24 protein-coding genes and 1 pseudogene are annotated in these 19,043 nt (G+C 72.0%); 15 read left to right on the forward strand and 10 right to left on the reverse strand.

All coding sequences use genetic code 11. From position 1 onward, the window contains the following. The first annotated feature begins 36 nt into the window (after window positions 1-36). Window positions 37-996: a succinylglutamate desuccinylase/aspartoacylase domain-containing protein gene (locus ACRY_RS15915; protein ID WP_012040235.1), complete on the forward strand. Its 960-nt coding sequence runs from the start codon at window positions 37-39 to the stop codon at window positions 994-996. Between the two features lie 10 nt (window positions 997-1,006). On the opposite strand, the gene ACRY_RS15920 is transcribed toward ACRY_RS15915, so the two are convergent. Genes ACRY_RS15920 through ACRY_RS15930 form a run of 3 tightly spaced genes read right to left on the reverse strand, consistent with a single transcriptional unit; the run spans window position 1,007 to window position 3,717 of the window. Next, window positions 1,007-1,885 carry a CDP-alcohol phosphatidyltransferase family protein gene (locus ACRY_RS15920; RefSeq protein WP_012040236.1) on the reverse strand — a complete coding sequence of 293 codons (879 nt, stop codon included), beginning with the start codon at window positions 1,883-1,885 and terminating at the stop codon, window positions 1,007-1,009. Next, window positions 1,882-2,571, reverse strand: coding sequence for a phosphatidylserine decarboxylase (locus tag ACRY_RS15925; protein WP_012040237.1), 690 nt, complete (start codon window positions 2,569-2,571; stop codon window positions 1,882-1,884). Before ACRY_RS15925 ends, ACRY_RS15920 begins: the two co-directional genes overlap by 4 nt. Window positions 2,572-2,631: 60 nt before the next feature. Continuing rightward, window positions 2,632-3,717 (reverse strand): LysM peptidoglycan-binding domain-containing protein, encoded by a 1,086-nt coding sequence (locus tag ACRY_RS15930; protein WP_012040238.1) that lies wholly within the window; start codon window positions 3,715-3,717, stop codon window positions 2,632-2,634. Window positions 3,718-3,810: 93 nt separating this feature from the next. Here ACRY_RS15930 and ACRY_RS15935 point away from each other — a divergent pair, with 93 nt between their 5' ends. Continuing rightward, entirely contained in the window at window positions 3,811-4,395 is a 585-nt protein-coding gene (locus tag ACRY_RS15935; RefSeq protein ID WP_007423636.1) for a TIGR00730 family Rossman fold protein, read from the forward strand. On the opposite strand, the gene ACRY_RS15940 is transcribed toward ACRY_RS15935, so the two are convergent. The 6 genes from ACRY_RS15940 to hisG are packed head-to-tail and all read right to left on the reverse strand — an operon-like array spanning window position 4,350 to window position 8,263. Beyond that, window positions 4,350-4,544, reverse strand: coding sequence for a DNA gyrase inhibitor YacG (locus ACRY_RS15940; protein WP_035188934.1), 195 nt, complete (start codon window positions 4,542-4,544; stop codon window positions 4,350-4,352). The two genes, ACRY_RS15935 and ACRY_RS15940, sit on opposite strands and share 46 nt — an antisense overlap. Then, the gene (locus tag ACRY_RS15945; RefSeq protein ID WP_012040239.1) at window positions 4,541-5,413 is read right to left on the reverse strand and encodes a ribonuclease E/G; all 873 of its coding nucleotides are present in this window, start codon (window positions 5,411-5,413) and stop codon (window positions 4,541-4,543) included. The genes ACRY_RS15940 and ACRY_RS15945 overlap by 4 nt, the downstream gene beginning before the upstream one ends. Next, window positions 5,410-5,976: a Maf family protein gene (locus tag ACRY_RS15950; protein ID WP_007423638.1), complete on the reverse strand. Its 567-nt coding sequence runs from the start codon at window positions 5,974-5,976 to the stop codon at window positions 5,410-5,412. The genes ACRY_RS15945 and ACRY_RS15950 overlap by 4 nt, the downstream gene beginning before the upstream one ends. A gap of 13 nt (window positions 5,977-5,989) precedes the next feature. Next, window positions 5,990-6,208 (reverse strand): translation initiation factor IF-1, encoded by a 219-nt coding sequence (gene infA, locus ACRY_RS15955; RefSeq protein WP_007423639.1) that lies wholly within the window; start codon window positions 6,206-6,208, stop codon window positions 5,990-5,992. A gap of 52 nt (window positions 6,209-6,260) precedes the next feature. After that, on the reverse strand, window positions 6,261-7,571 hold the full coding sequence (hisD, locus tag ACRY_RS15960; protein ID WP_012040240.1) for a histidinol dehydrogenase: 1,311 nt from the start codon (window positions 7,569-7,571) through the stop codon (window positions 6,261-6,263). Beyond that, window positions 7,568-8,263: an ATP phosphoribosyltransferase gene (hisG, locus tag ACRY_RS15965; RefSeq protein ID WP_007423640.1), complete on the reverse strand. Its 696-nt coding sequence runs from the start codon at window positions 8,261-8,263 to the stop codon at window positions 7,568-7,570. The genes hisD and hisG overlap by 4 nt, the downstream gene beginning before the upstream one ends. 89 nt (window positions 8,264-8,352) lie before the next feature. On the opposite strand from hisG, the gene ACRY_RS15970 reads away from it, so the two are divergent. The 3 genes and pseudogenes from ACRY_RS15970 to ACRY_RS20605 form a co-directional block, all read left to right on the forward strand. Then, window positions 8,353-9,273, forward strand: coding sequence for a hydroxymethylglutaryl-CoA lyase (locus tag ACRY_RS15970; protein WP_035188942.1), 921 nt, complete (start codon window positions 8,353-8,355; stop codon window positions 9,271-9,273). A gap of 10 nt (window positions 9,274-9,283) precedes the next feature. Beyond that, complete coding sequence (locus ACRY_RS15975) at window positions 9,284-10,462, forward strand: CaiB/BaiF CoA transferase family protein (protein ID WP_012040243.1); 1,179 nt, start codon at window positions 9,284-9,286, stop codon at window positions 10,460-10,462. Window positions 10,463-10,480: 18 nt separating this feature from the next. Continuing rightward, a pseudogene (locus tag ACRY_RS20605) lies at window positions 10,481-11,362 on the forward strand (NAD(P)-dependent oxidoreductase); the annotation flags it as partial. On the opposite strand, the gene ACRY_RS15985 reads toward ACRY_RS20605, so the two are convergent. After that, on the reverse strand, window positions 11,354-11,572 hold the full coding sequence (locus tag ACRY_RS15985) for an EexN family lipoprotein (RefSeq protein ID WP_012040245.1): 219 nt from the start codon (window positions 11,570-11,572) through the stop codon (window positions 11,354-11,356). The pseudogene ACRY_RS20605 and the gene ACRY_RS15985 overlap by 9 nt on opposite strands. Window positions 11,573-11,743: 171 nt before the next feature. Here ACRY_RS15985 and ACRY_RS15990 point away from each other — a divergent pair, with 171 nt between their 5' ends. The 10 genes from ACRY_RS15990 to ACRY_RS16035 all read left to right on the forward strand — a co-directional run bounded on the left by ACRY_RS15990 (window position 11,744) and on the right by ACRY_RS16035 (window position 19,035). Continuing rightward, window positions 11,744-11,995, forward strand: coding sequence for a hypothetical protein (locus ACRY_RS15990; RefSeq protein ID WP_155856392.1), 252 nt, complete (start codon window positions 11,744-11,746; stop codon window positions 11,993-11,995). 92 nt (window positions 11,996-12,087) lie between these two features. Next, window positions 12,088-12,606, forward strand: coding sequence for an invasion associated locus B family protein (locus ACRY_RS15995; RefSeq protein ID WP_007423646.1), 519 nt, complete (start codon window positions 12,088-12,090; stop codon window positions 12,604-12,606). A 16-nt stretch (window positions 12,607-12,622) separates the two neighbouring features. Beyond that, entirely contained in the window at window positions 12,623-13,795 is a 1,173-nt protein-coding gene (gene rlmN / locus ACRY_RS16000) for a 23S rRNA (adenine(2503)-C(2))-methyltransferase RlmN (RefSeq protein ID WP_012040247.1), read from the forward strand. Between the two features lie 25 nt (window positions 13,796-13,820). Continuing rightward, window positions 13,821-14,528, forward strand: a complete 708-nt coding sequence (locus tag ACRY_RS16005; RefSeq protein ID WP_012040248.1) for an SDR family oxidoreductase — start codon at window positions 13,821-13,823, stop codon at window positions 14,526-14,528. 146 nt (window positions 14,529-14,674) lie between these two features. Then, a complete protein-coding gene (gene rpmB / locus ACRY_RS16010) occupies window positions 14,675-14,977 on the forward strand; it encodes a 50S ribosomal protein L28 (RefSeq protein WP_007423649.1) in 303 nt (100 codons plus the stop codon). Between the two features lie 201 nt (window positions 14,978-15,178). Beyond that, window positions 15,179-15,682, forward strand: a complete 504-nt coding sequence (locus ACRY_RS16015; RefSeq protein WP_007423650.1) for a YbjN domain-containing protein — start codon at window positions 15,179-15,181, stop codon at window positions 15,680-15,682. Next, a complete protein-coding gene (proC, locus tag ACRY_RS16020; protein ID WP_012040249.1) occupies window positions 15,679-16,491 on the forward strand; it encodes a pyrroline-5-carboxylate reductase in 813 nt (270 codons plus the stop codon). Before ACRY_RS16015 ends, proC begins: the two co-directional genes overlap by 4 nt. A 344-nt stretch (window positions 16,492-16,835) precedes the next feature. After that, window positions 16,836-18,365, forward strand: coding sequence for a methyl-accepting chemotaxis protein (locus tag ACRY_RS16025; RefSeq protein ID WP_012040250.1), 1,530 nt, complete (start codon window positions 16,836-16,838; stop codon window positions 18,363-18,365). Between the two features lie 5 nt (window positions 18,366-18,370). Beyond that, window positions 18,371-18,673, forward strand: coding sequence for an STAS domain-containing protein (locus ACRY_RS16030; RefSeq protein WP_012040251.1), 303 nt, complete (start codon window positions 18,371-18,373; stop codon window positions 18,671-18,673). Continuing rightward, a complete protein-coding gene (locus ACRY_RS16035; protein WP_007423757.1) occupies window positions 18,670-19,035 on the forward strand; it encodes a response regulator in 366 nt (121 codons plus the stop codon). The genes ACRY_RS16030 and ACRY_RS16035 overlap by 4 nt, the downstream gene beginning before the upstream one ends. Window positions 19,036-19,043: the final 8 nt, after the last annotated feature.

A 19,043-nucleotide genomic window follows, 5' to 3' on the forward strand; every position in this document is an offset into this window, starting at 1 on the left:
CCGCCACGACCGCGCCGGACCGGCGGCGCCGCCGTGATGAGCGCGGCCGGGAGCGACACGGCATCGCTGCCGCGCTTCGAGGTGCGGCTCGCGGCGCCCGACCTTGCGCCCTGGCTGCCGGGCAATACCGGCATCGAGGGGTTCATCACCTTCGCCGCCCCGCGCTCCGGGCCGCATGTGATGGTGCTGGCGCTGATGCACGGCAACGAGATCGCCGGCGCCGCGGTGCTCGACGCCCTGCTGCGCGAGGGGCCGCGCCCGGCCTGCGGGCGGCTCACGCTCGGCTTCGTCAACCTCGCCGCCTATCGCCGCTTCGATCCGGAGAACCCGGTCGCCTCGCGCTTCGTCGACGAGGACCTGAACCGGGTGTGGGACCCGGCGGCGCTGGAAGGCCCGCGCCGCTCCGCCGAGCTCGACCGTGCCCGCGCGATCTGGCCGCTGATCGCCGAGGCGGACTGGGTGATCGACCTGCATTCGATGCTCTGGCCCTCGGACCCGCTGGTCCTGTGCGGCCAGGGCGCGCGCAGCCGGGCGCTGGCGATGGCGATGGGCACGCCGGCGCTGGTGGTGGCCGATGGCGGCCATGCCGGCGGGCGCCGGCTGATCGACCATCCGCGCTTCCTCGCCGAGGCGGGCGATGCCGCGGCCGTGCTGGTCGAGGCCGGGCAGCACTGGCAGGAGGACACGGTGCGGCAGATGCGCGCGAGCGTGGATGCCGCGCTCGCCCGCGCCGGCATGATCGGGCCGGTGCCGCCGGGCGCGCCGCCGCGCTTCGCCGAGGTCTCGCGGGTGGTGACCGCCAATACCGGCCGCTTCGCCTTCGTGCGGCCGTTCCGCGGCGGCGAGGTGATCCGCCGGCGGGACACGCTGCTCGCGCGCGACGGCGCGGCGGAGATCCGCACCCCGCACGACGACTGCCTGCTGATCATGCCGAGCCTGCGCACCAGCCGCGGCCATACCGCCGTGCGCCTCGCCCGCTTCGCCGCGCCGGAGTGAGCGCCGCGCGCTATTCCGAGCCGCGTTCGGCCCCCTGGCGCCAGCGCGCCTCGGCCTCGGCCTGCAGGCGCTTGAAGCTGCGGCGGCTGAACGGCAGCATCGCCAGGTAGGCGACGACGAGCAGCGAGAGGCCGAGCCAGGGATCGGCCATCAGCACCGCGGCGGCGACGATCACGCCGAGCAGGATGCCGATGACGTAGTGCGGCGGCACCTTGAAGTTCTTGAAGTTCCAGACCGGCAGCGTCGAGATGCAGAGCAGCGCGGTGCCGACCAGCACCGCGGCGCTGAGCGCCGGCGCGCGGGCGAGGGTGGCGAGGCCGGCGCCGCCGTGCCGCGCCGCCTCGAGGCCGAGATAGATCGGCAGCAGCGCGATCGCCGCCCCCGCCGGGGCGGGCACGCCGGTGAAGAAGTTGCCGGCGAAGCGAAAGGCGGGCAGGTGGCCATCGGCCTCGTGCGGGATCTCGTCGATCGCCGCGTTGAATCGGGCGAGGCGCAGCGCCATGCAGGCGGTGAACATCAGCGGCGGCAGGTAGCCGAACGCGCCCCAGGCGCTGAGCGACCAGAGATAGAGCACCAGCGCCGGCGCCGCGCCGAAGCAGAGGAAGTCGGACAGGCTGTCGAATTCCGCGCCGAAGCGGGAGGTGGCCTTGAGCAGGCGGGCGAGCCGGCCGTCCAGCCCGTCGATCACGCCGGCGACGGCGATGGCGATCACCGCGCCGCCGAAGCGCTGCTCGAGCGCGAAGCGGATCGCGCTGAAGCCGACGCAGAGGCCGAACAGGGTCAGCAGGTTCGGCAGCATGCGGTTGAAGCTCATGCCGCGCAGGCGGGGGCGGCGCGGCGGGCGGCGCCGGGGCAGGGCGAAGAGCGGCGGCTTTTCCGCCCCGCTCATGACCCGCCTTGCGGCGCGGCGGGGGGCAGCAGGCCCATCACCGTCTCGCCGCCGACCATGCGCTGGCCGACCGCGACCAGCGGCACCGTGCCGGGCGGCAGATAGAGATCGGTGCGGCTGCCGAAGCGGATGATGCCGAAGCGCGCGCCGGTTTCCACCCGGTCGCCCTCGTGCACGTCGCACAGGATGCGCCGCGCGATCAGCCCGGCGATCTGCACCACCGCGATCTCGGCGCCGGAATCGAGGCGGATGGCGAGGGCGTTGCGCTCGTTCTCCTCGGCCTCCTTCGCCGCCGCGTTCACGAACTTGCCGTGGCGGTAGGAGATGCGGGTGACGATGCCGGCCATCGGCACGCGGTTCACATGCACGTCGAGCACCGAGAGGAAGGTGGCGATGCGCGGCATCATCACCGCCGGCAGGCCGAGCTCGGGCGGCGGCAGCGCCTCGTCGATGATGACGACGCGGCCATCCGCCGGGGCGAGCAGGGCATCGGGCCGGGCGGGCGGCACGCGCGCGGGGTCGCGGAAGAAGAACAGGCAGAACAGCGCGAACAGCGCGCCGAGCCAGGCCAGCCAGCCGGCGGTGGCGAGGCCGATCAGGAAGACGACGAGGCCGGCGGCGATGAACGGCCGGCCGGCGCGGTGCGGCGGCACCAGGGCGGCGCGCACGGAGTCGATGATGTCCATGCGCGGGTTATGGCGAGCGGGGCGAGGACTGGCAAGAACGCCCTTCGCCCAGGGGCGGGATCAGCTCGTGCCGGCGCTGGCCGGCGGCGGCGCGGGCCGGGCGGCGGGCGGCGCGGGCCGGGCCGTTGCGGCCGCCGGCGCCGGCGCGGCGCCGGATGCGGGCGGCAGCACGAAGCGCTGGCCGGGATAGACCAGGTTGGGATCGCGGATGCTCGCCTCGTTCGCCTTGTAGATCAGCGAATAGTCGACGCCGCGGCCATAGACGCGCCGGGCGATCAGCCACAGGCAGTCGCCGCGCTCGATCACGACATGGTGCGGCGCGACCGGGCCGACCGGGCGCGGGGCGTAGGCGGTCTTCATCTCGCCGATGACGGCCCCCTTCGCGTCATGCGCCGTGAGGCTGAAGGTGCCGGGCTTCGCCGGCATGTGCTCGACCTTCAGCGTCCAGCGGCCATCCGGGCCGGCGGTCGCGGTGCCGAGCGGAGCGCCGTCGAGCGAGAGCGAGACTTGCGCGCCGGGCTTCGCCGTGCCGGCGATCAGCGCGTGGCCCTTGCCGTCGTAGTCGACCGAGCCGATGCCGAGCGTGCCCGGCGCCGGGCCCTGGCCGCTCAGCACCTTCGAGGGCTCGCCGCTCTTGCCGGCGAGCACCGCGAGCGGCCCCTCGTTCGGCGCGGCGGGCACCGAGACGGTGACGTCGCGGTTGCTGGCCAGGGTCTGGCCGCCGGGGCCGGTGGCGGAAAGGGCGAGCTGCTGGCCGCCGGCGGGCAGCGGGCGGGAGGTGACGAAGGCGAAGCTGCCGGAGGAATCCGCCTTCACCGTGCCGATCGTCTTGCCGTTGGCGGTGATGGTGACGGTGGCGCCGGGCGCGGCGTGGCCGGCGATCACCGCGTTGCCGCCGGCATCGACGCGCACCGTGTCGAAGCTCGGGGTGCCGGCGGGCCTGGCCGGCGACGCGGCGGGATGGACGGTGGCGTTCGGCGGCGGCGCGACCGGCCGGGTCGGTTCGATGTCGCGGCGGTTGCCGAGCACGGCGAGGCCGATCACGGCGCAGAGGCCGAGCGCGCCGATCGCCGCACCGGGCAGCCAGCCGGGAGCGCGCGTCCGTTCGCCCTGGCTCTCGCCGCTGGGGGTCTGGTTGGTTGACATGTAAAGAACTCTTGATGCCGATCGCTTGCCTATCCTGCATTATCCTGCCACGAGGACGGCCGTCTCGAAAGGTTCGGCAGGTAATTCTGGAATATGAGTCACATTTCGGTCACGGTATTTTGCGGCTCGTCCCCGGGGGCGGCGCCCGACTATCTCGCGGCGGCGCGCGCCCTCGGCGAGGGGCTGGCCGCGCGGGGCATGACCCTGGTGTTCGGTGGCGGCAATGTCGGGCTGATGGGGGCGACCGCCGGGGCCGCGCTCGGCGCCGGCGGGGCGGTGACCGGCATCATCCCCGATTTCCTGCGCGCCCGTGAGGTCGAGTTTCCCGGCCTGACCGAACTGATCGTCACCGACACGATGCATACCCGCAAGCGGCGCATGTTCGCCCGGGCGGACGCGTTCGTCGTGCTGCCCGGCGGGCTCGGCACGCTGGACGAGCTGATGGAGATCCTCACCTGGAAGCAGCTCGGCCGCCACACCAAGCCGATCCTGCTGATCGACATCCGCGGCTGGGCGAGCCGGGTGGCGGCGCTGATCGACGGCGTGATCGAGGACGGTTTCGCCCGGCCGTCGGCGCGCGAGCTGATCGAGGTGGTGCCGGACGTGGCGGCCGCGCTCGCCCGGCTCGAGACCTATTCGGAATCGGTCAACGGCGCCTCGTCGCTCGGCAACCTGTAATCCTCGCCGAACCAGCGGCCGAGATCGATCGCGCGGCACCGCGCCGAGCAGAACGGGCGGTGCGCCTCCTGCGCCTTCCGGCCGCAGATCGGGCAGGCGCCGGCGGGTTTGCGGCGGGGGCGGCGGTCGGGAGCCGGTTCGTCGGTCATGGCGGCAACTCGTGCAGCGGCGGGCGGATGCGGGGGCGGCTGATCTCGGCGAAGCCGAGTGCCGAGAAGCCGAGCAGGCGCGGGCGGAGCGGATCGCGCGCGAGGGCGGCGGCAAGGTCGGGGGCCAGTTTCGGCCGGGCGGCGGGTTTCATTCCGGCGAAATCGACCAGGATCGCGCCGGCGAGGTTGCGCAGCCGGATCTGCCGGGCGAGTTCGGGAATGATGGCGCGGTTGAGCCGCAACTGCGCGCCATGCTTGTCGCCCCGCTCGGCGGTGGCCGCGCCGGCATCGATGTCGATCGCGGTGAGCGCCGGCGTCGGGCAGACCGTGCCGCGCGCGCCCTGCGGCAGCGGAAAGACCGGCTCGGCGAGTGCGGCGATCTCCTCCGCCACCGGGGCGAGGCTGGCCGGATCGTGCGCGACCCCTTCATGCGCCGCGCGCAGCAGGGCGACGAGTTCCCAGTCATCGGCGAGGATCGGCGCGGCCGGATGCAGGGCGCGGAACTCGGCGATCGGGCCGGGGCCGCGGGCGAGCAGGCCGGGCTTCGCGCCGGGTGCTACACCTTCCGCCAGCGCGAGGCGCGGGCCCTTGCCGCCCTGCGGCGCGCGGGTGATGCGGACCGCGACGGCATCGCCCTCGGCGAGGCTCTTGCCGCCCGCGCTGTCGGGCAGGAAGCCCGATCCGTCGCCGAGATCGACGAACGCGCCGCCAAGTGCCGGGGCGCGGGCGGTGATCCGGCCGGAGCGGAGATCGCCGACGCCATCCGGCGCGTCGGGCCGCCAGCGCGTGTAGCCGGCGAGAGTGCCGGATTCGGTCAGCGCGAGATGCACCGTGCCGCCGCGCAGCCCGGCGCGGATGACGGCGCTCATGCCCGCCAGCCGAGGCCGCGCAGCAGGTTCAGCGTTTCGTGCAGGGGCAGGCCGACCACGCCGGAATGCGAGCCGGCGAGAAAATCGACGAACCCCGCCGCCCGGCCCTGGATCGCGTAGCCGCCCGCCTTGCCGCGCCATTCGCCGCTGGCGAGATAGGCCTCGGCGGCGTCGCGGTCGAGCCGGGCGAAGCCGACGGTGGTCATCACGTTGCGCGCGGCGATGCGCCCGTCCGGCCCGCGCGCGGCGACGGCGGAATGCACCCGGTGGCGGCGGCCGGCGAGCAGGTCGAGGCAGCGGCGCGCCTCGGCCTCGGTTTCGGTTTTCGGCAGGATGCGGCGGCCGAGGGCGACGACGGTATCGGCGGCGATGACGAAGGCGCCCGGCGCGGTGACGGAAGCGAGCTTCTCCGCCGCCATGCGCGCGGCGTAGAGCCGGGGCGGTTCCGCCTTGTGCGGGGTTTCGTCGATATCGGGGGACATCACCGCGTCGGGGACGATGCCGAGCTGACGCAACAGGTCGAGCCTGCGGGGGCTCGACGAGGCCAGGATCAGGTCGGCCATGCGGCGGTCCGGCTTACTTGAAGCGGAAGGTGATCCGGCCCTTGGTCAGATCATAGGGCGTCATTTCAACGTTGACGCGGTCACCGGCCAGCACGCGGATGCGGTTCTTGCGCATCTTGCCGCTCGTATGGGCGAGAATGATATGGTCGTTGTCGAGTTTCACCCGGAACATCGCGTTCGGGAGCAGCTCCGCGACGGTGCCGCTGAACTCGATCATGTCTTCTTTTGACATCAAACCTCGATAAAAAATTGCAACATGCGGTTCAAATGAGCCGATGGCGCGTTCAGGTCAAGTTTTCCGCCCGGTTGCGGGTCAGCCTTGCGCGGATGGAACGGGCGTGGCCGTCGAGGCTCTCGGCCACCGCCAGCGTCGCCGCGGCGGGTCCGATGGACGCCATCGCCGCCGGATCGAGGGCGACGAAGGTGGTGCGCTTGAGGAAGTCGAACACCGACAGGCCGGAGGAGAACCGCGCCGTGCCGCCGGTCGGCAGCACATGGTTGGGCCCGGCGACGTAGTCGCCGATCGCGGTCGGCGCGTCGGCGCCGAGAAAGGCGGCGCCGGCATGGCGGATGCGGGCGAAGACGGCGTCCGGATCGGCGGTCATCACCTGGAGATGCTCCGGGGCGACGCGGTTGGCGATCTCGGCGGCCTCGTCGAGATCGCGGGCGATGATGATCGCGCCATGGGCGGCGAGCGAGGCGGCGGCGATCGAGGCGCGGGGCAGGGTTTCCAGCGCGCGGGCGAGTTCGGCGGCGACGGCCTCGGCCAGCGCCGCATCGTCGGTGACGAGGAGCGACTGCGCCGCCTCGTCATGCTCGGCCTGGGCGATCATGTCGAGGGCGACGCGCCACGGGTCCTGCCCGGCATCGGCGATGATCAGCACTTCCGAGGGGCCGGCGATGGAGTCGATGCCGACCTGCCCGAACACCTGCCGCTTCGCCTCGGCGACGAAGGCGTTGCCCGGCCCGACGATGCGATCGACCGGGGCGATGGTGGCGGTGCCGTAGGCGAGGGCGGCGACGGCCTGCGCGCCGCCGACGCGGTAGATCTCCGCCACCCCGGCGCGCCGCGCGGCGGCGAGGACGAGGTCGTTCATCTGCCCGTCCGGCGTCGGCACGCACATCGCGATCCGCCCGACGCCGGCGACCCGGGCGGGAATCGCGTTCATCAGCACCGAGGAGGGGTAGGACGCCTTGCCCCCCGGCACGTAGAGCCCGACGGCGTCGAGCGGCCCCCAGCGCAGGCCGAGCCGCGCGCCGGCGGCGTCGGTGAAGGCGATGTCCCGCGGCAGCTGGGCGCGGTGGAACGCCTCGATCCGGGTCGCGGCGAGGTCGATCGCCTCAAGCTGTTCGGCGCCGACGCGGGCGCAGGCGGCGTCGATCTCGGCGGCACTCACCCGCAGGGTTTCGGGCGTGAGGGGAAAGCGGTCGTAGCGGCGGGTGAGGTCGATCAGCGCGGCGTCGCCCTCGGCGCGCACCCGGGCGATGATCGCGGCGACCGGGGCGGCGACGTCGGTGGCGCTGGCGCGGTCGCTGGCCAGGGCGGCGAGGGCGGCGGCGAAGCCCGGTTCGGCGGTGTGGAGACGGCGGATCATGCGGCGGCCAGCGCGTCGCGGAAGCGGGCGATCCAGTGGGCGATTTCCTCCGGCCTTGTCTTCAGCGCGGTGCGGTTGACGATCAGCCGCGAGGTGACATGGGCGATGGTCTCGGTCTCGACCAGGCCGTTGGCCTTCAGCGTCGAGCCGGTCTGCACCAGGTCGACGATCAGGCGCGACAGGCCGAGGCCGGGGGCCAGCTCCATCGCGCCGTTCAGCGCCACGATCTCGGCCTGGATGCCGCGCGCGGCGAAATGCCGGCGGGTGATGTTGGGGTATTTGCTGGCGACGCGCACGCGCGAGAGGCGGCCGAAATCGGTGCGCCCGGCCGCGTCCGCCGGCTCGGCGACGGCGATGCGGCAGGCGCCGATGCCGAGATCGAGCGGCGCGTAGATTTCCGGATAGTCGAACTCCATCAGCACGTCGGCGCCGCAGATGCCGATCTCGGCGGCGCCGAAGGCGACGAAGGTGGCGACGTCGAAACTGCGCACGCGGATCACGTCGAGCTCGGGGATCGCGGTGTGGAAGCGCAGCCGCCGGCTGCTCTCGTCGGCATAGTCCGGCTCGGGCGCGATGCCGGCGGCGGCGAGCAGCGGCGCGCATTCCTTCAGGATGCGGCCCTTGGGCAGGGCGAGCACGAGCCCGTTGGTGGCGGCCTCGGCGGCCTTCGGCGATGGGGTCACGGCGGTCATCGCGCGGGTTCGTAGCATTGCCGGCGCGCCCTGCCAAACCCGGCGGCGCGGGGCTTGTCCCGGCGGTGCTGTGGGCGCAGATTGCGGCCATGAGCGAGCATGTGATGATCTGCGAGGTCGGCCCGCGCGACGGGCTGCAGATGGCGAAGTCGAGAATGGAGACCGGGGCGAAATGCGACTGGATCGCCGCCCTGGCGAAGGCCGGGGTGAAGGAGATCGAGGTCGGCAGTTTCGTGCCGGCGAAGCTCATCCCGCAGATGGCGGATACCGAGGCGGTGGTCCGCTTCGCGAAGGAGATTCCGGGCCTCGTCGTCGTCGCGCTGGCGCCGAACCTGCGCGGGGCGCAGGCGGCGGTGGCGGCCGGGGCGCACCGGGTCAGCATTCCGGTCTCGGTGAGCGAGGGGCATTCGCGCGCCAACCTGAACCGCGCGCCGGACGAGCAGGTGGCGGTGGTCGGCCAGATCGTCGAGTGGATGGAAAGCGCGGGCAATCCGGCGGAAATCGAGGTCGCCTGCTCGACCGCCTTCGGCTGCTCGATCGACGGCGTGGTGCCCGAGCGCGAGGTGGTGCGCATCGCCGCCGCACTCGCGGAGACGGGGGTGGAGCAGATCGGCCTCGCCGACACGGTGGGCTACGCCAACCCCGCGCAGATCAAGTCGGTCGTGCGGGCGGTGCGGCGCGAGATCGGCCCGGCGCTGCGCGGGCTGCACCTGCACGACACGATGGGCCTCGGCCTCGCCAACGCGCTGGCCGGGCTCGAGGTCGGGATACGGGATTTCGACGCCGCCCTCGCCGGGCTCGGCGGCTGCCCGTTCGCGCCCGGGGCGTCGGGCAACATCGTCACCGAGGATCTCGTGTTCATGCTGGAGAGCATGGGCTTCGGCACCGGCATCGACCTTGCGGCGCTGATCGCCGCGCGGCGCCTGCTGCACGAGGGGCTGCCGGCCGAGCCGATGCACGGCCAGGTCGCGAAGGCGGGCATTCCGCGCACCTATCGCCAGGCGGCGTGAGGGGCGCGGCATGAGCGGCACACCGCTGGCGGGGCTGCGCGTCGTCGAGTTCGCGCACATGGTGATGGGGCCGACGACCGGGCTGATCCTCGGCGATCTCGGCGCCGACGTGGTGAAGATCGAGCCGATGCCGGACGGCGACAACACCCGCCGGCTGACCGGCTCGGGAATCGGCTTCTTCACCATGGCGAGCCGCAACAAGCGCAGCGTCATGCTCGACCTGAAATCGCCCGAGGGGCTCGAAGTGGCGCGGGACCTGGTGGCGCGGGCCGACGTGCTGACCGAGAATTTCCGCCCCGGCGCGCTGGAGCGGCTCGGCCTCGGCTACGCGGCCTGCGCGGCGCAAAACCCGCGGCTCATCTACTGCTCGCTCAAGGGCTTCCTGCCCGGGCCGTACGAACACCGCACCGCGCTCGACGAGGTGGTGCAGATGATGGGCGGCCTCGCCTACATGACCGGGCCGATCGGCCAGCCGCTGCGGGCCGGCGCCTCGGTGATCGACATCATGGGCGGCAGCTACGGCGCCATCGCGGTGCTCGCCGCCCTCGCCGAGCGGGAGCGGACCGGGCGCGGCCAGCACGTGCAGTCCGGCCTGTTCGAGAGCGTCGCGATGCTGATGGCGCAGCACATGGCGCAGGCGGCCATCACCGGCGTCGAGCCGGCGCCGATGAGCGCGCGCGACGTGGCCTGGCCGGTCTATGACATCTTCAACACGAAGGACGGGCAGCAGATCTTCATCGGCGTCGTCACCGACACGCAGTGGAAGGTGCTGTGCGCCGAGTTCGGGCTGGCCGCGCTGGCCGACGATCCGGGGCTGGCGACGCAGGCCGAGCGGCGGGCGGCGCGCCCGCGCACCCTGCCGGTGATCGCCGCCGCCTTCGCGCGGTTCAGCGCGGCGGATCTGGTCGCGCGCTGCGAACGGCTGGGCCTGCCCTTCGCGCCGATCGCGAAGCCGGCGGACCTGTTCGCCGATCCGCACCTGCGGGAGTCGGGCGGGCTGGTCGAGGTCAGCCTGCCGGACGGGCGGAAAATCGGCCTGCCGGGCCTGCCGATCAGCATGGACGGGGCGCGCAGCACGGCGCGGCGCGACGTGCCGGCGCCCGGCGCGGACACGCGGGACGTGCTGGCGGAGCTGGGCTATCCGGCCGCCGAGATCGACCGGCTGATCGCGGCGGGCGCCGCCGGCTGAACGGAATTTCAGGGAAGGAGCAGAAAAATGGCGAAGGTGGCGTTCATCGGGCTTGGGGTGATGGGCTATCCGATGGCGGGGCATCTGGCCGCCGGCGGGCATGAGGTGACGGTCTACAACCGTACCCACGCCAAGGCCGAGGCCTGGACCAGGCAGCACAAGGGCACGGCGGCGCCGACCCCGCGCGAGGCGGCGGCGGGGGCCGATTTCGTGTTCTGCTGCGTCGGCAACGACGACGATCTCCGCTCGGTGACGATCGGGCCGGACGGCGCCTTCGCCGGCATGAAGGAGGGCGCGCTGTTCGTCGACCACACCACGGCCTCGGCCACGGTGGCGCGCGATCTGGCGGAGGCCGCCGGCGGGCGTTTCGGCGTGATGGACGGGCCGGTGTCCGGCGGCCAGGCCGGGGCGGAGAACGGCAAGCTCACGGTGATGATGGGTGGCGAGGCGGCGGATTTCGAGCGGGCGAAGCCGGTGGTCGGCTGCTACGGCGCGAATATCAGCCATATCGGGCCGCACGGGGCCGGGCAGCTCGCCAAGATGGTCAACCAGATCTGCATCGCCGGCGTCGTCCAGGGCCTCGCCGAGGGGCTGCATTTCGCCGAGGCCGCCGGGCTCGACGCGGCGAAGGTGATCGGCGCGATCTCGAAAGGTGCTGCGCAGAGCTGGCAGATGGAAAACCGCTGGAAGACGATGACGGAGAAAAAATTCGATTTCGGCTTCGCGGTGGACTGGATGCGCAAGGACCTCGGCATCTGCCTCGCCCAGGCGAAGGAAACCGGGGCGCGGCTGCCGCTCACCGCGCTGGTCGACCAGTTCTATGCCGATGTGCAGCAGATGGGCGGGCGGCGCTGGGACACCTCGTCGCTGATCGCGCGCTTCGGCGGCGTCTCAGAATAGGCTGTTGTTGATGCGCAGCACCTCGCGGCAATGCGGGGTGTTGGCCAGCGCGCCGCCATTGTTCTCGCAGCGGACCACCTGGCGCATCAGCGCGTGCGGGTTCTTGCGGTAATAGGCGGTCTGGCCGCCGCCGGCGCAGCCGGCGAGGGCGCCGCAGGCGAGCAGCAGGGCCGCGAGGCGGGTCGTGGCGGCGGTGCGGCGGTGGCGCATCCCTCTGGAACCTCCGTGGTGTCGGGGCCGGCGCGGCGCCCGGGCTCACTGGCCGGCGTTCACCGGCCAGAACGCACCGGCAAGAATTCACCGGAATGTCACAGGACCGCCGCGATCCGGTCATCTTCGTCGCCCCTTGTAGCACTCTCGTCAACCATGGGGAGTTCCGACGTGATGAACATTTCGCGCAAGCAATTCGCGGCGATCCTGGGCGGCGCGCTGATCGCCGGCGGTCTTGCCGGCGGTGTCGCCCAGGCCGAATATCAGGGGCACATGATGCAGGCGCGCCGGGCGCTGCTCGCCGCGCGCCACCAGTTGCAGATCGCCGACCGCGACAAGGGCGGGCATCGCATCGCAGCGCTCCGGGCGGTGAACGAGGCGCTGCGCCAGGTCGATATCGGCATCCGCTACGACCATCACTGACCGGCGTGCTTCGGCCGGCCGGGCCGTTCGCGGCCCGCCGGCCGCGTCTCGCCGCTTGCGGCCGGCCGGGTGCCGGCGTAAGGCTCGTGCTCATGAAAAAATCCACCGCATACCTTTTCGGCGCCGCGATCGCCCTGCCGCTCGTCGCGCCCCTCGCGGCCAGGGCCGCCGACCAGCCGAAGCCGCTCGGCACGTTCAAGGCCTGGACGGCGGCGACCTACGGCACCGGCCCGGACATGGTCTGCTACGCCTTCGCCACGGCCAAGCCGGAAAAGGGGTCGAAGACCGCGCCGGCGATGCTCACCGTGGCCGAACGCGCGACGTTCCGCGACGAGATCTCGCTCAGCCAGGGCGTCACCTACGCCAAGAAGCAGGACGTGACGGTCAAGGTCGGCGGCGCCGCGCTGAAATTCTTCACCAAGGACAACATGGCCTACGCGCTCAAGGGCCCGGCGACGGTGAAGGCGTTCCTCGGCGGCGCCTCGGCCGTGGCGAGCACGGGCAAGGGGGCGAAGGCGGTGAGCGACACGTTCAGCCTCGACGGGTTCGGAGATGCCTACAAGGCGATCGTCAAGGCCTGCCCGCCGGCCGGGCACAAGGCGAAGTCCTGACCGGGTGACGGCGGCGATGCGCGCGGACGCGCCGGCGACGGACGGGCTGGACGAGGCGGCGCGGGCGCGCATCCTCGCCAAGGCCGCGCTGTTCGCCCCGCCCTCGAACGAGCTGGCGGACGGGCGGCGCGACCTCGTCGGCCTCTCGCGCGAGGAACTCGCCGCGGCGATGGCCGAGATCGGCGAGCAGCCCTTCCGCGCCAAGCAGCTCTGGCACTGGATCTACCACCAGGGGGTGACCGATTTCGCCGCGATGGCGAATATCGCCAAGCCCCTGCGCGCGAAGCTCGCCGAACGGTTCGCCATCGGCCGGCCCGAAGTGGCGGCGGACCATCTCAGCGCCGACGAGACGCGCAAGATGCTGTTCCGCTTCCGCGACCACGAGGCGGTCGAGACCGTCTACATCCCCGATGTCACCGAGGATCGAGGTGCCGTGTGCCTGTCCTCGCAGGTCGGCTGCACGCTGTCCTGCCGGTTCTGCCACACCGGCACCCAGCGGCTGACGCGCAACCTCTCCGCCGCCGAGATCGTCGGCCAGTTCATGGCGATGCGCGACGCCTATGGCGAATGGCCGAGCCCGAAGGGCGAGACGCCGCGGCTGCTCTCCACCATCGTGCTGATGGGCATGGGCGAGCCGCTCTACAATTACGAGAACGTCGCCAAGGCGATGAAGATCGTGATGGACGGCGAGGGCATCGGCCTGTCGCGCCGGCGGATCACGCTCTCGACCTCCGGAGTCGTGCCGATGATGGACCGGGCGGGGGCGGAACTCGGCGTCAATCTCGCGGTGTCGCTGCACGCCGTGACCGACGACGTGCGCGACGTGATCGTGCCGCTCAACCGCAAATACAACATCGCCGAGCTGATCGCCGCCTGCCGGCGCTATCCCGGCGCCTCGAACGCGCGGCGGATCACCTTCGAATACGTGATGCTCAAGGGCATCAACGACAGCGAGGCCGATGCCCGCCGCCTGGTCGAGCTGATCGACGGCATCCCGGCCAAGGTGAACCTGATCCCGTTCAACCCCTGGCCGGGCTCGACCTATGAAACCTCCAGCGGCAACGCCATCCGCCGCTTCGCCAACATCGTGATGGATGCCGGCTATGCCGCCCCCGTGCGCACCCCGCGCGGGCAGGACATCCTCGCCGCCTGCGGGCAGCTCAAGTCGAAGGTCGCGGGCGCGGCGTGACGGGCGGCGCGACGGGGCACTTGCGATGACGGGGCGGGTGGCGCTGGTCTCCGGCGGCGGGCGCGGCATCGGGGCCGCGATCGGCGCGCATCTCGCTGTGCTTGGCTGGCGCGTGGTCGCGGCCGATCGCGATATCGAGGGCCTGACACCGCCCGACGGGGTGCGCCTCGTGCGCTGCGACGTCGCCGACGAGGCGGATGTCGCCCGGCTGATCGAGGGCGTCGCGGCGCATGAGGGCCGGCTCGACGGGCTGGTCTGCAATGCCGGGTTCATGATCCGCAAGCCGATCGGCGCGCTCGGCCTCGCCGAATGGCGCGCGGTGATCGACACCCACCTGACCAGCATCTTTCTCCTCGTGCGCGGGGCGGAGGCGATGCTGCGGGCGGCGAGGGGCGCCATCGTCACCATCGCCTCGACGCGGGCGCACATGTCCGAGCCGGACACCGAGAGCTACGCCGCGGCGAAGGGCGGGATCGTGGCGCTCAGCCATGCGCTTGCCGTCTCGCTCGGGCCGGATGTGCGGGTGAACTGCATCAGCCCCGGCTGGATCGATACCGGGAAATACCCGATCGCCCCGTCCGACCACGCGCAGCACCCTGCCGGGCGCGTCGGCACCGTGGCGGACATCGCGGCGCTCGCCGCCTTCCTGCTCGGGCCGGACTCGGGGTTCTGCACCGGCGCCGAGTTCGTCGCCGATGGCGGCATGACCCGGAAAATGATCTATACCGAATAGCTGGCCCGGCCGGCGCTTGACCCGGACGCCGGATTTGGCGATATAGCCGCAACGCCGCGCCGTGGGGTCCATGGCGCGGGACGTGTTTTCGTGTTCCGTCTCCGCTTCTGGCCGGCACGCCGGCTTTCTGGATCGAGGTTTTCGTCATGACCCGTCGCTGCGACATCACCGGCAAAAGCGTGCTCTCCGGCAACAATGTGAGCCACGCGAACAACAAGTCGCGCCGCCGGTTCCTGCCGAACCTGCAGGACAGCGCGCTGCAGTCCGACGCACTGGGCCATTCGGTCAAGCTGCGCGTGACGCCGCGCGGCCTCGCGACGATCGAGCAGAAGGGCGGGCTGGACGCGTTCCTGCTGGACACGCCGAACCGCAAGCTGACCGACGAGGCGCGCACCCTGAAGCGCCGCGTGGCGAAGGCGGCGGCCCGGCGCGAGGCGAAATCGGCCTGATCCTCGCCGCACTCATAGCGAGAACTGCATGAAACCCGCCCCTCACGGCGGGTTTTATCGTTTGTTTATCGTGGGATTGTAGAGTTCGATTGCGGCGCCACATGAACTTACGGTACACTCCGATTCGGAGCGGTCATCCGCCGGTCGGCAACCGGCTCGCCGCCTCCGGCTTGGCTCCCGCACTCAAGGAGGAGATCCTCTATGACCTCCCTGGCCACTGAATCCCCCGAAACCGTCAGCAATCCGCTGGATATCGTCGAGCAGGTCGTCGCCGCCAACGACTGGGCGTTCGACCGCCGGAGCGACAGCGAAATGGCGGCCGAGGCGCCCGGGCGCTGGTGCGACTACGGGCTTTATTTCTCGTGGTCGCACGAGATCTCGGTGATGCATTTCTCCTGCACCTTCGACCTCAAGGCGCCGGAACGCCGGCGCGGCGCGCTGTACGAGCTGCTGGCCCGGGCGAACGAGAAGCTCTGGATCGGCCATTTCGGCATGGACCATGACGACGGCATGCCGGTGTTCCGCCATTCGGTGCTGCTGCGCGGCGCCGGCGGCGCCTCGGCCGAAAGCGTCGAGGACATGGTGGATATCGCGGTGTCGGAGTGCGAGCGGTTCTTCCCCGCCTTCCAGTTCGTGCTGTGGGGCGGCAAGACGCCGGACGAGGCGCTGGCCGCGGCCATGCTGGAGTGCGCGGGCGAGGCATGACCGACGCGGTGCTGCCGCCGCTGCTGCTTCTGGGCGGCGGCAAGATGGGCTCGGCCATGCTCGCCGGCTGGCGCGAGCGCGGCGTCTCCCGCGTCGTCGTCATCGATCCGGGCGCCGAGGCGCAGGCGCTGGCGGGTGACGGGGTCGAGGTCGTGCCCTCCATCGGGGCGGTCCCGGCCGGTTTCGCGCCGGGCGCGGTGATCCTCGCGGTCAAGCCGCAGATGGCGGAAGCGGCGGTGGACGGGCTGGCGCGGTTCGCCGGCGAGGCCGTCATCGTCTCGATCATGGCGGGAATCACGATCAACTGGCTGGCCGGCCGCTTTCCGGGCGGCGCCATCGTGCGCGCCATGCCGAACACGCCGGCCGCCGTGCGCCAGGGCATCACGGTGGCGGTGGCCGGCGCGGGTGTGGCGCCCGCGCGCCGCGCGCTGGCCGAGGCGCTGCTCGGCGCGGTCGGCGACGTCGCGATGGTGGACGACGAGGCGCTGCTCGATCCGGTCACGGCGGTCTCCGGCGGCGGACCGGCCTACGTCTTCCTGCTGGTCGAACTGCTGGAGGCGGCCGCCCTCGAACAGGGCATTCCGGCGGATCTCGCCCGCCGCCTCGCCCGCCAGACGGTGATCGGCTCGGCCGCGCTGCTCGCGGCGAGCGACCAGCCGGCGGATGCGCTCCGCCGCGCCGTCACCAGCCCGAAGGGCACCACCGAGCGCGCGCTCGCCGTGCTGATGGACGATGCGGCCTGGCCGGACGCGATGCGCCGGGCGATCGCCGCCGCCACCGCCCGGTCGCGGGAACTCGCCTCCGGCTGAACGGGCCGCGCGGTGCCGGCGGCAAAAAATGCCGCAACGGTTCGCCGGATTAACGATCCCATAATCTTTCGCTCATAGGGTCGCTGCCGGGGCGGGCTTCAGCCGCGCCGGTGTGCGAGGAAGCGCGTTTGCGGGGCCAACAGGGTCGGTACTGCGCGCGCCGCGACATTCGCCGCCGGCATCCGGAAGCCGTTTCGGAAACGCGGAGGCGTGCCCAGTGCGGAGTCGTATTGCATGACCGATCTTGACCGCCAGTTCCTGCCGTGCGGCCGGCATCGACGAAGAGGCTCCGGCGCCACGCCGGAAGCGCTCGCGCCGCAGCCGCGCCTGTCCGGAGGCGGGCGATGATCACCTGGTTCCGCGAGGTCGCGCCGATCCGGACCAAGCTCGCCGTCGCCTTCGGGTCGGAGACCTTTCTGATCCTCGCCGGCTTCCTGGCCGTGATCTGGGCCGGCAACGGCGGGCCGGAAGGGCTGCCCGTGGTGGTCGGCGCCGTGACCCTGCTGTGGTCGATCGTCGGCGGCTACGTCACCTGGCGGGTGATCACCGACCCGTTCACCGCCACGATCGAGCGGATGGAGTCGATGGTCGCCGGCAATTACGGCGCGCCCGTGCGCTTCACCGGGTATCGCGATTGCGTCGGCCGGCTGACCCGGGTGATCGACCGTTTCCGCGAGGCGGAGCTGGCCCGGCAGCGCGCCGAGGGCGAGGTGCGGGCGATGGCCGACCGCGAGGCCGAGCGGAGCCGCGCGGAGCGGCTGCGCGAGGCCGAGGTCCGCGAGCGGCTCGACCGCATGATCCGCAGCCTCGGCGGCGCGCTCGAAAGGCTCGCCGCCGGCGTGCTCACCGAGCGGCTGATGGAGCCGTTCGCGCCGGAATTCGAGACGTTGCGGACCGACTTCAACGCCGCGATGGACCGCCTGCAGGAGGCGATGCGGCTGATCGCGACCAATGCCGCGGCCATCGGCGCCGGCACCGGTCAGATTTCCAGCGGGGCCGACGATCTCTCCCGCCGCACCGAGCAGCAGGCCGCCACCCTCGAGGAGACGGTCGCCGCCCTCGACGAGATCACCGCGACGGTGCGCAAGACCGCGGAGGCGGCGATCCACGCAAGGAATGTGGTCGGCACCGCGACGCAGGATGCCGAGCGCGGCGGCGCCGTGGTGTCCCAGGCCGTGCAGGCGATGGGCGAGATCGAGGCGTCGTCGAAGCAGATCGGCAACATCATCGGCGTGATCGACGAGATCGCCTTCCAGACCAACCTGCTGGCGCTGAACGCGGGTGTCGAGGCGGCGCGGGCCGGCGAGGCGGGGCGCGGCTTCGCCGTGGTCGCCTCCGAGGTGCGCGCGCTGGCGCAGCGTTCGGCCGACGCGGCCAAGGAGATCAAGACGCTGATCTCGACATCGAACCAGCAGGTGGTCGCGGGGGTCGACCTGGTCGGGCAGACCGGCCGGGCGCTGGAGCGGATCGTTGCCCAGATCGGCGAGATCAACGGCGTCGTCGGCGAAATCGCCGCCTCGGCGCAGGAGCAGTCGACCGGCCTGGTGCAGGTGAATGCCGCCGTCGGCCAGATGGACCAGACCACGCAGCAGAATGCCGCCATGGTCCAGCAATCCACCGCCGCGAGCCACAACCTGCTGCAGGAAACCAACGAACTCGCCGCGATGATCGGCCGGTTCCAGATCGGCGCCCCGGTCGCGGCGCCGGGTGCCGCCCCCGGTCGCCGGCGCGGGGTCGCGGGCACCGGCTCCAGACTTGAGACGTCGGCAACGATGCGCGCCGCCGCGCCGGCGCGGCCGGTCACCCCGCGTGCGCCGGCGCCGTCCGCCGCCGTGACGGCCGCTGCCGGCGATGACGGCTGGGAGGATTTTTGAACGACATGTCAACCACGACCGACACCACGGAACAGCTGATGCTCGATCCCATTCTCGACCTCAAGGCGGCGTCGCCGCTGGCGCAGGCGTTGCTGGCCCGTCGCGGCGGCGATCTTCGGATCGATGCCGGCGCGGTCGAGCGGCTTGGCGGCCAGTGCCTCCAGGTCCTGCTCTCGGCGCGGGCCACCTGGGAGGCGGACGGGCACGCGTTCCGCATCGGGCCGATGTCGGACCAGATGGTCGCATCGCTCGACCTTTTCGGTGTCGGGCCCGCCGCGTTTCAATTTCAGGAGGACATTTCCGCGTGACCAAGACGATTCTGACCGTGGATGATTCGCGCACCATGCGGGACATGCTGCGCATGTCGCTGGTCGAGGCGGGCTTTCGCGTGGTCCAGGCCGAGGACGGCGTGCATGGGCTCGAAGTGCTGCAGGCCGAGACGCCGGATGTCATCGTGACCGACATCAACATGCCGCGGCTCGACGGCTTCGGTTTCATCGAGGCGGTGCGGCGGGACGCATCATGGCGGTCGACGCCGATGCTGGTGCTGACCACCGAGGTTGATCCGGAAAAGAAGGCCCGCGCCAAGGCGGCGGGCGCGACGGGGTGGATCGTCAAGCCGTTCGACCCGGTGAAGCTTGTGGACGCAATCCGCCGGGTTGCCGCATGACGGGAGGT

It is taken from the genome of Acidiphilium cryptum JF-5, assembly GCF_000016725.1.
Lineage (GTDB): Bacteria > Pseudomonadota > Alphaproteobacteria > Acetobacterales > Acetobacteraceae > Acidiphilium > Acidiphilium multivorum.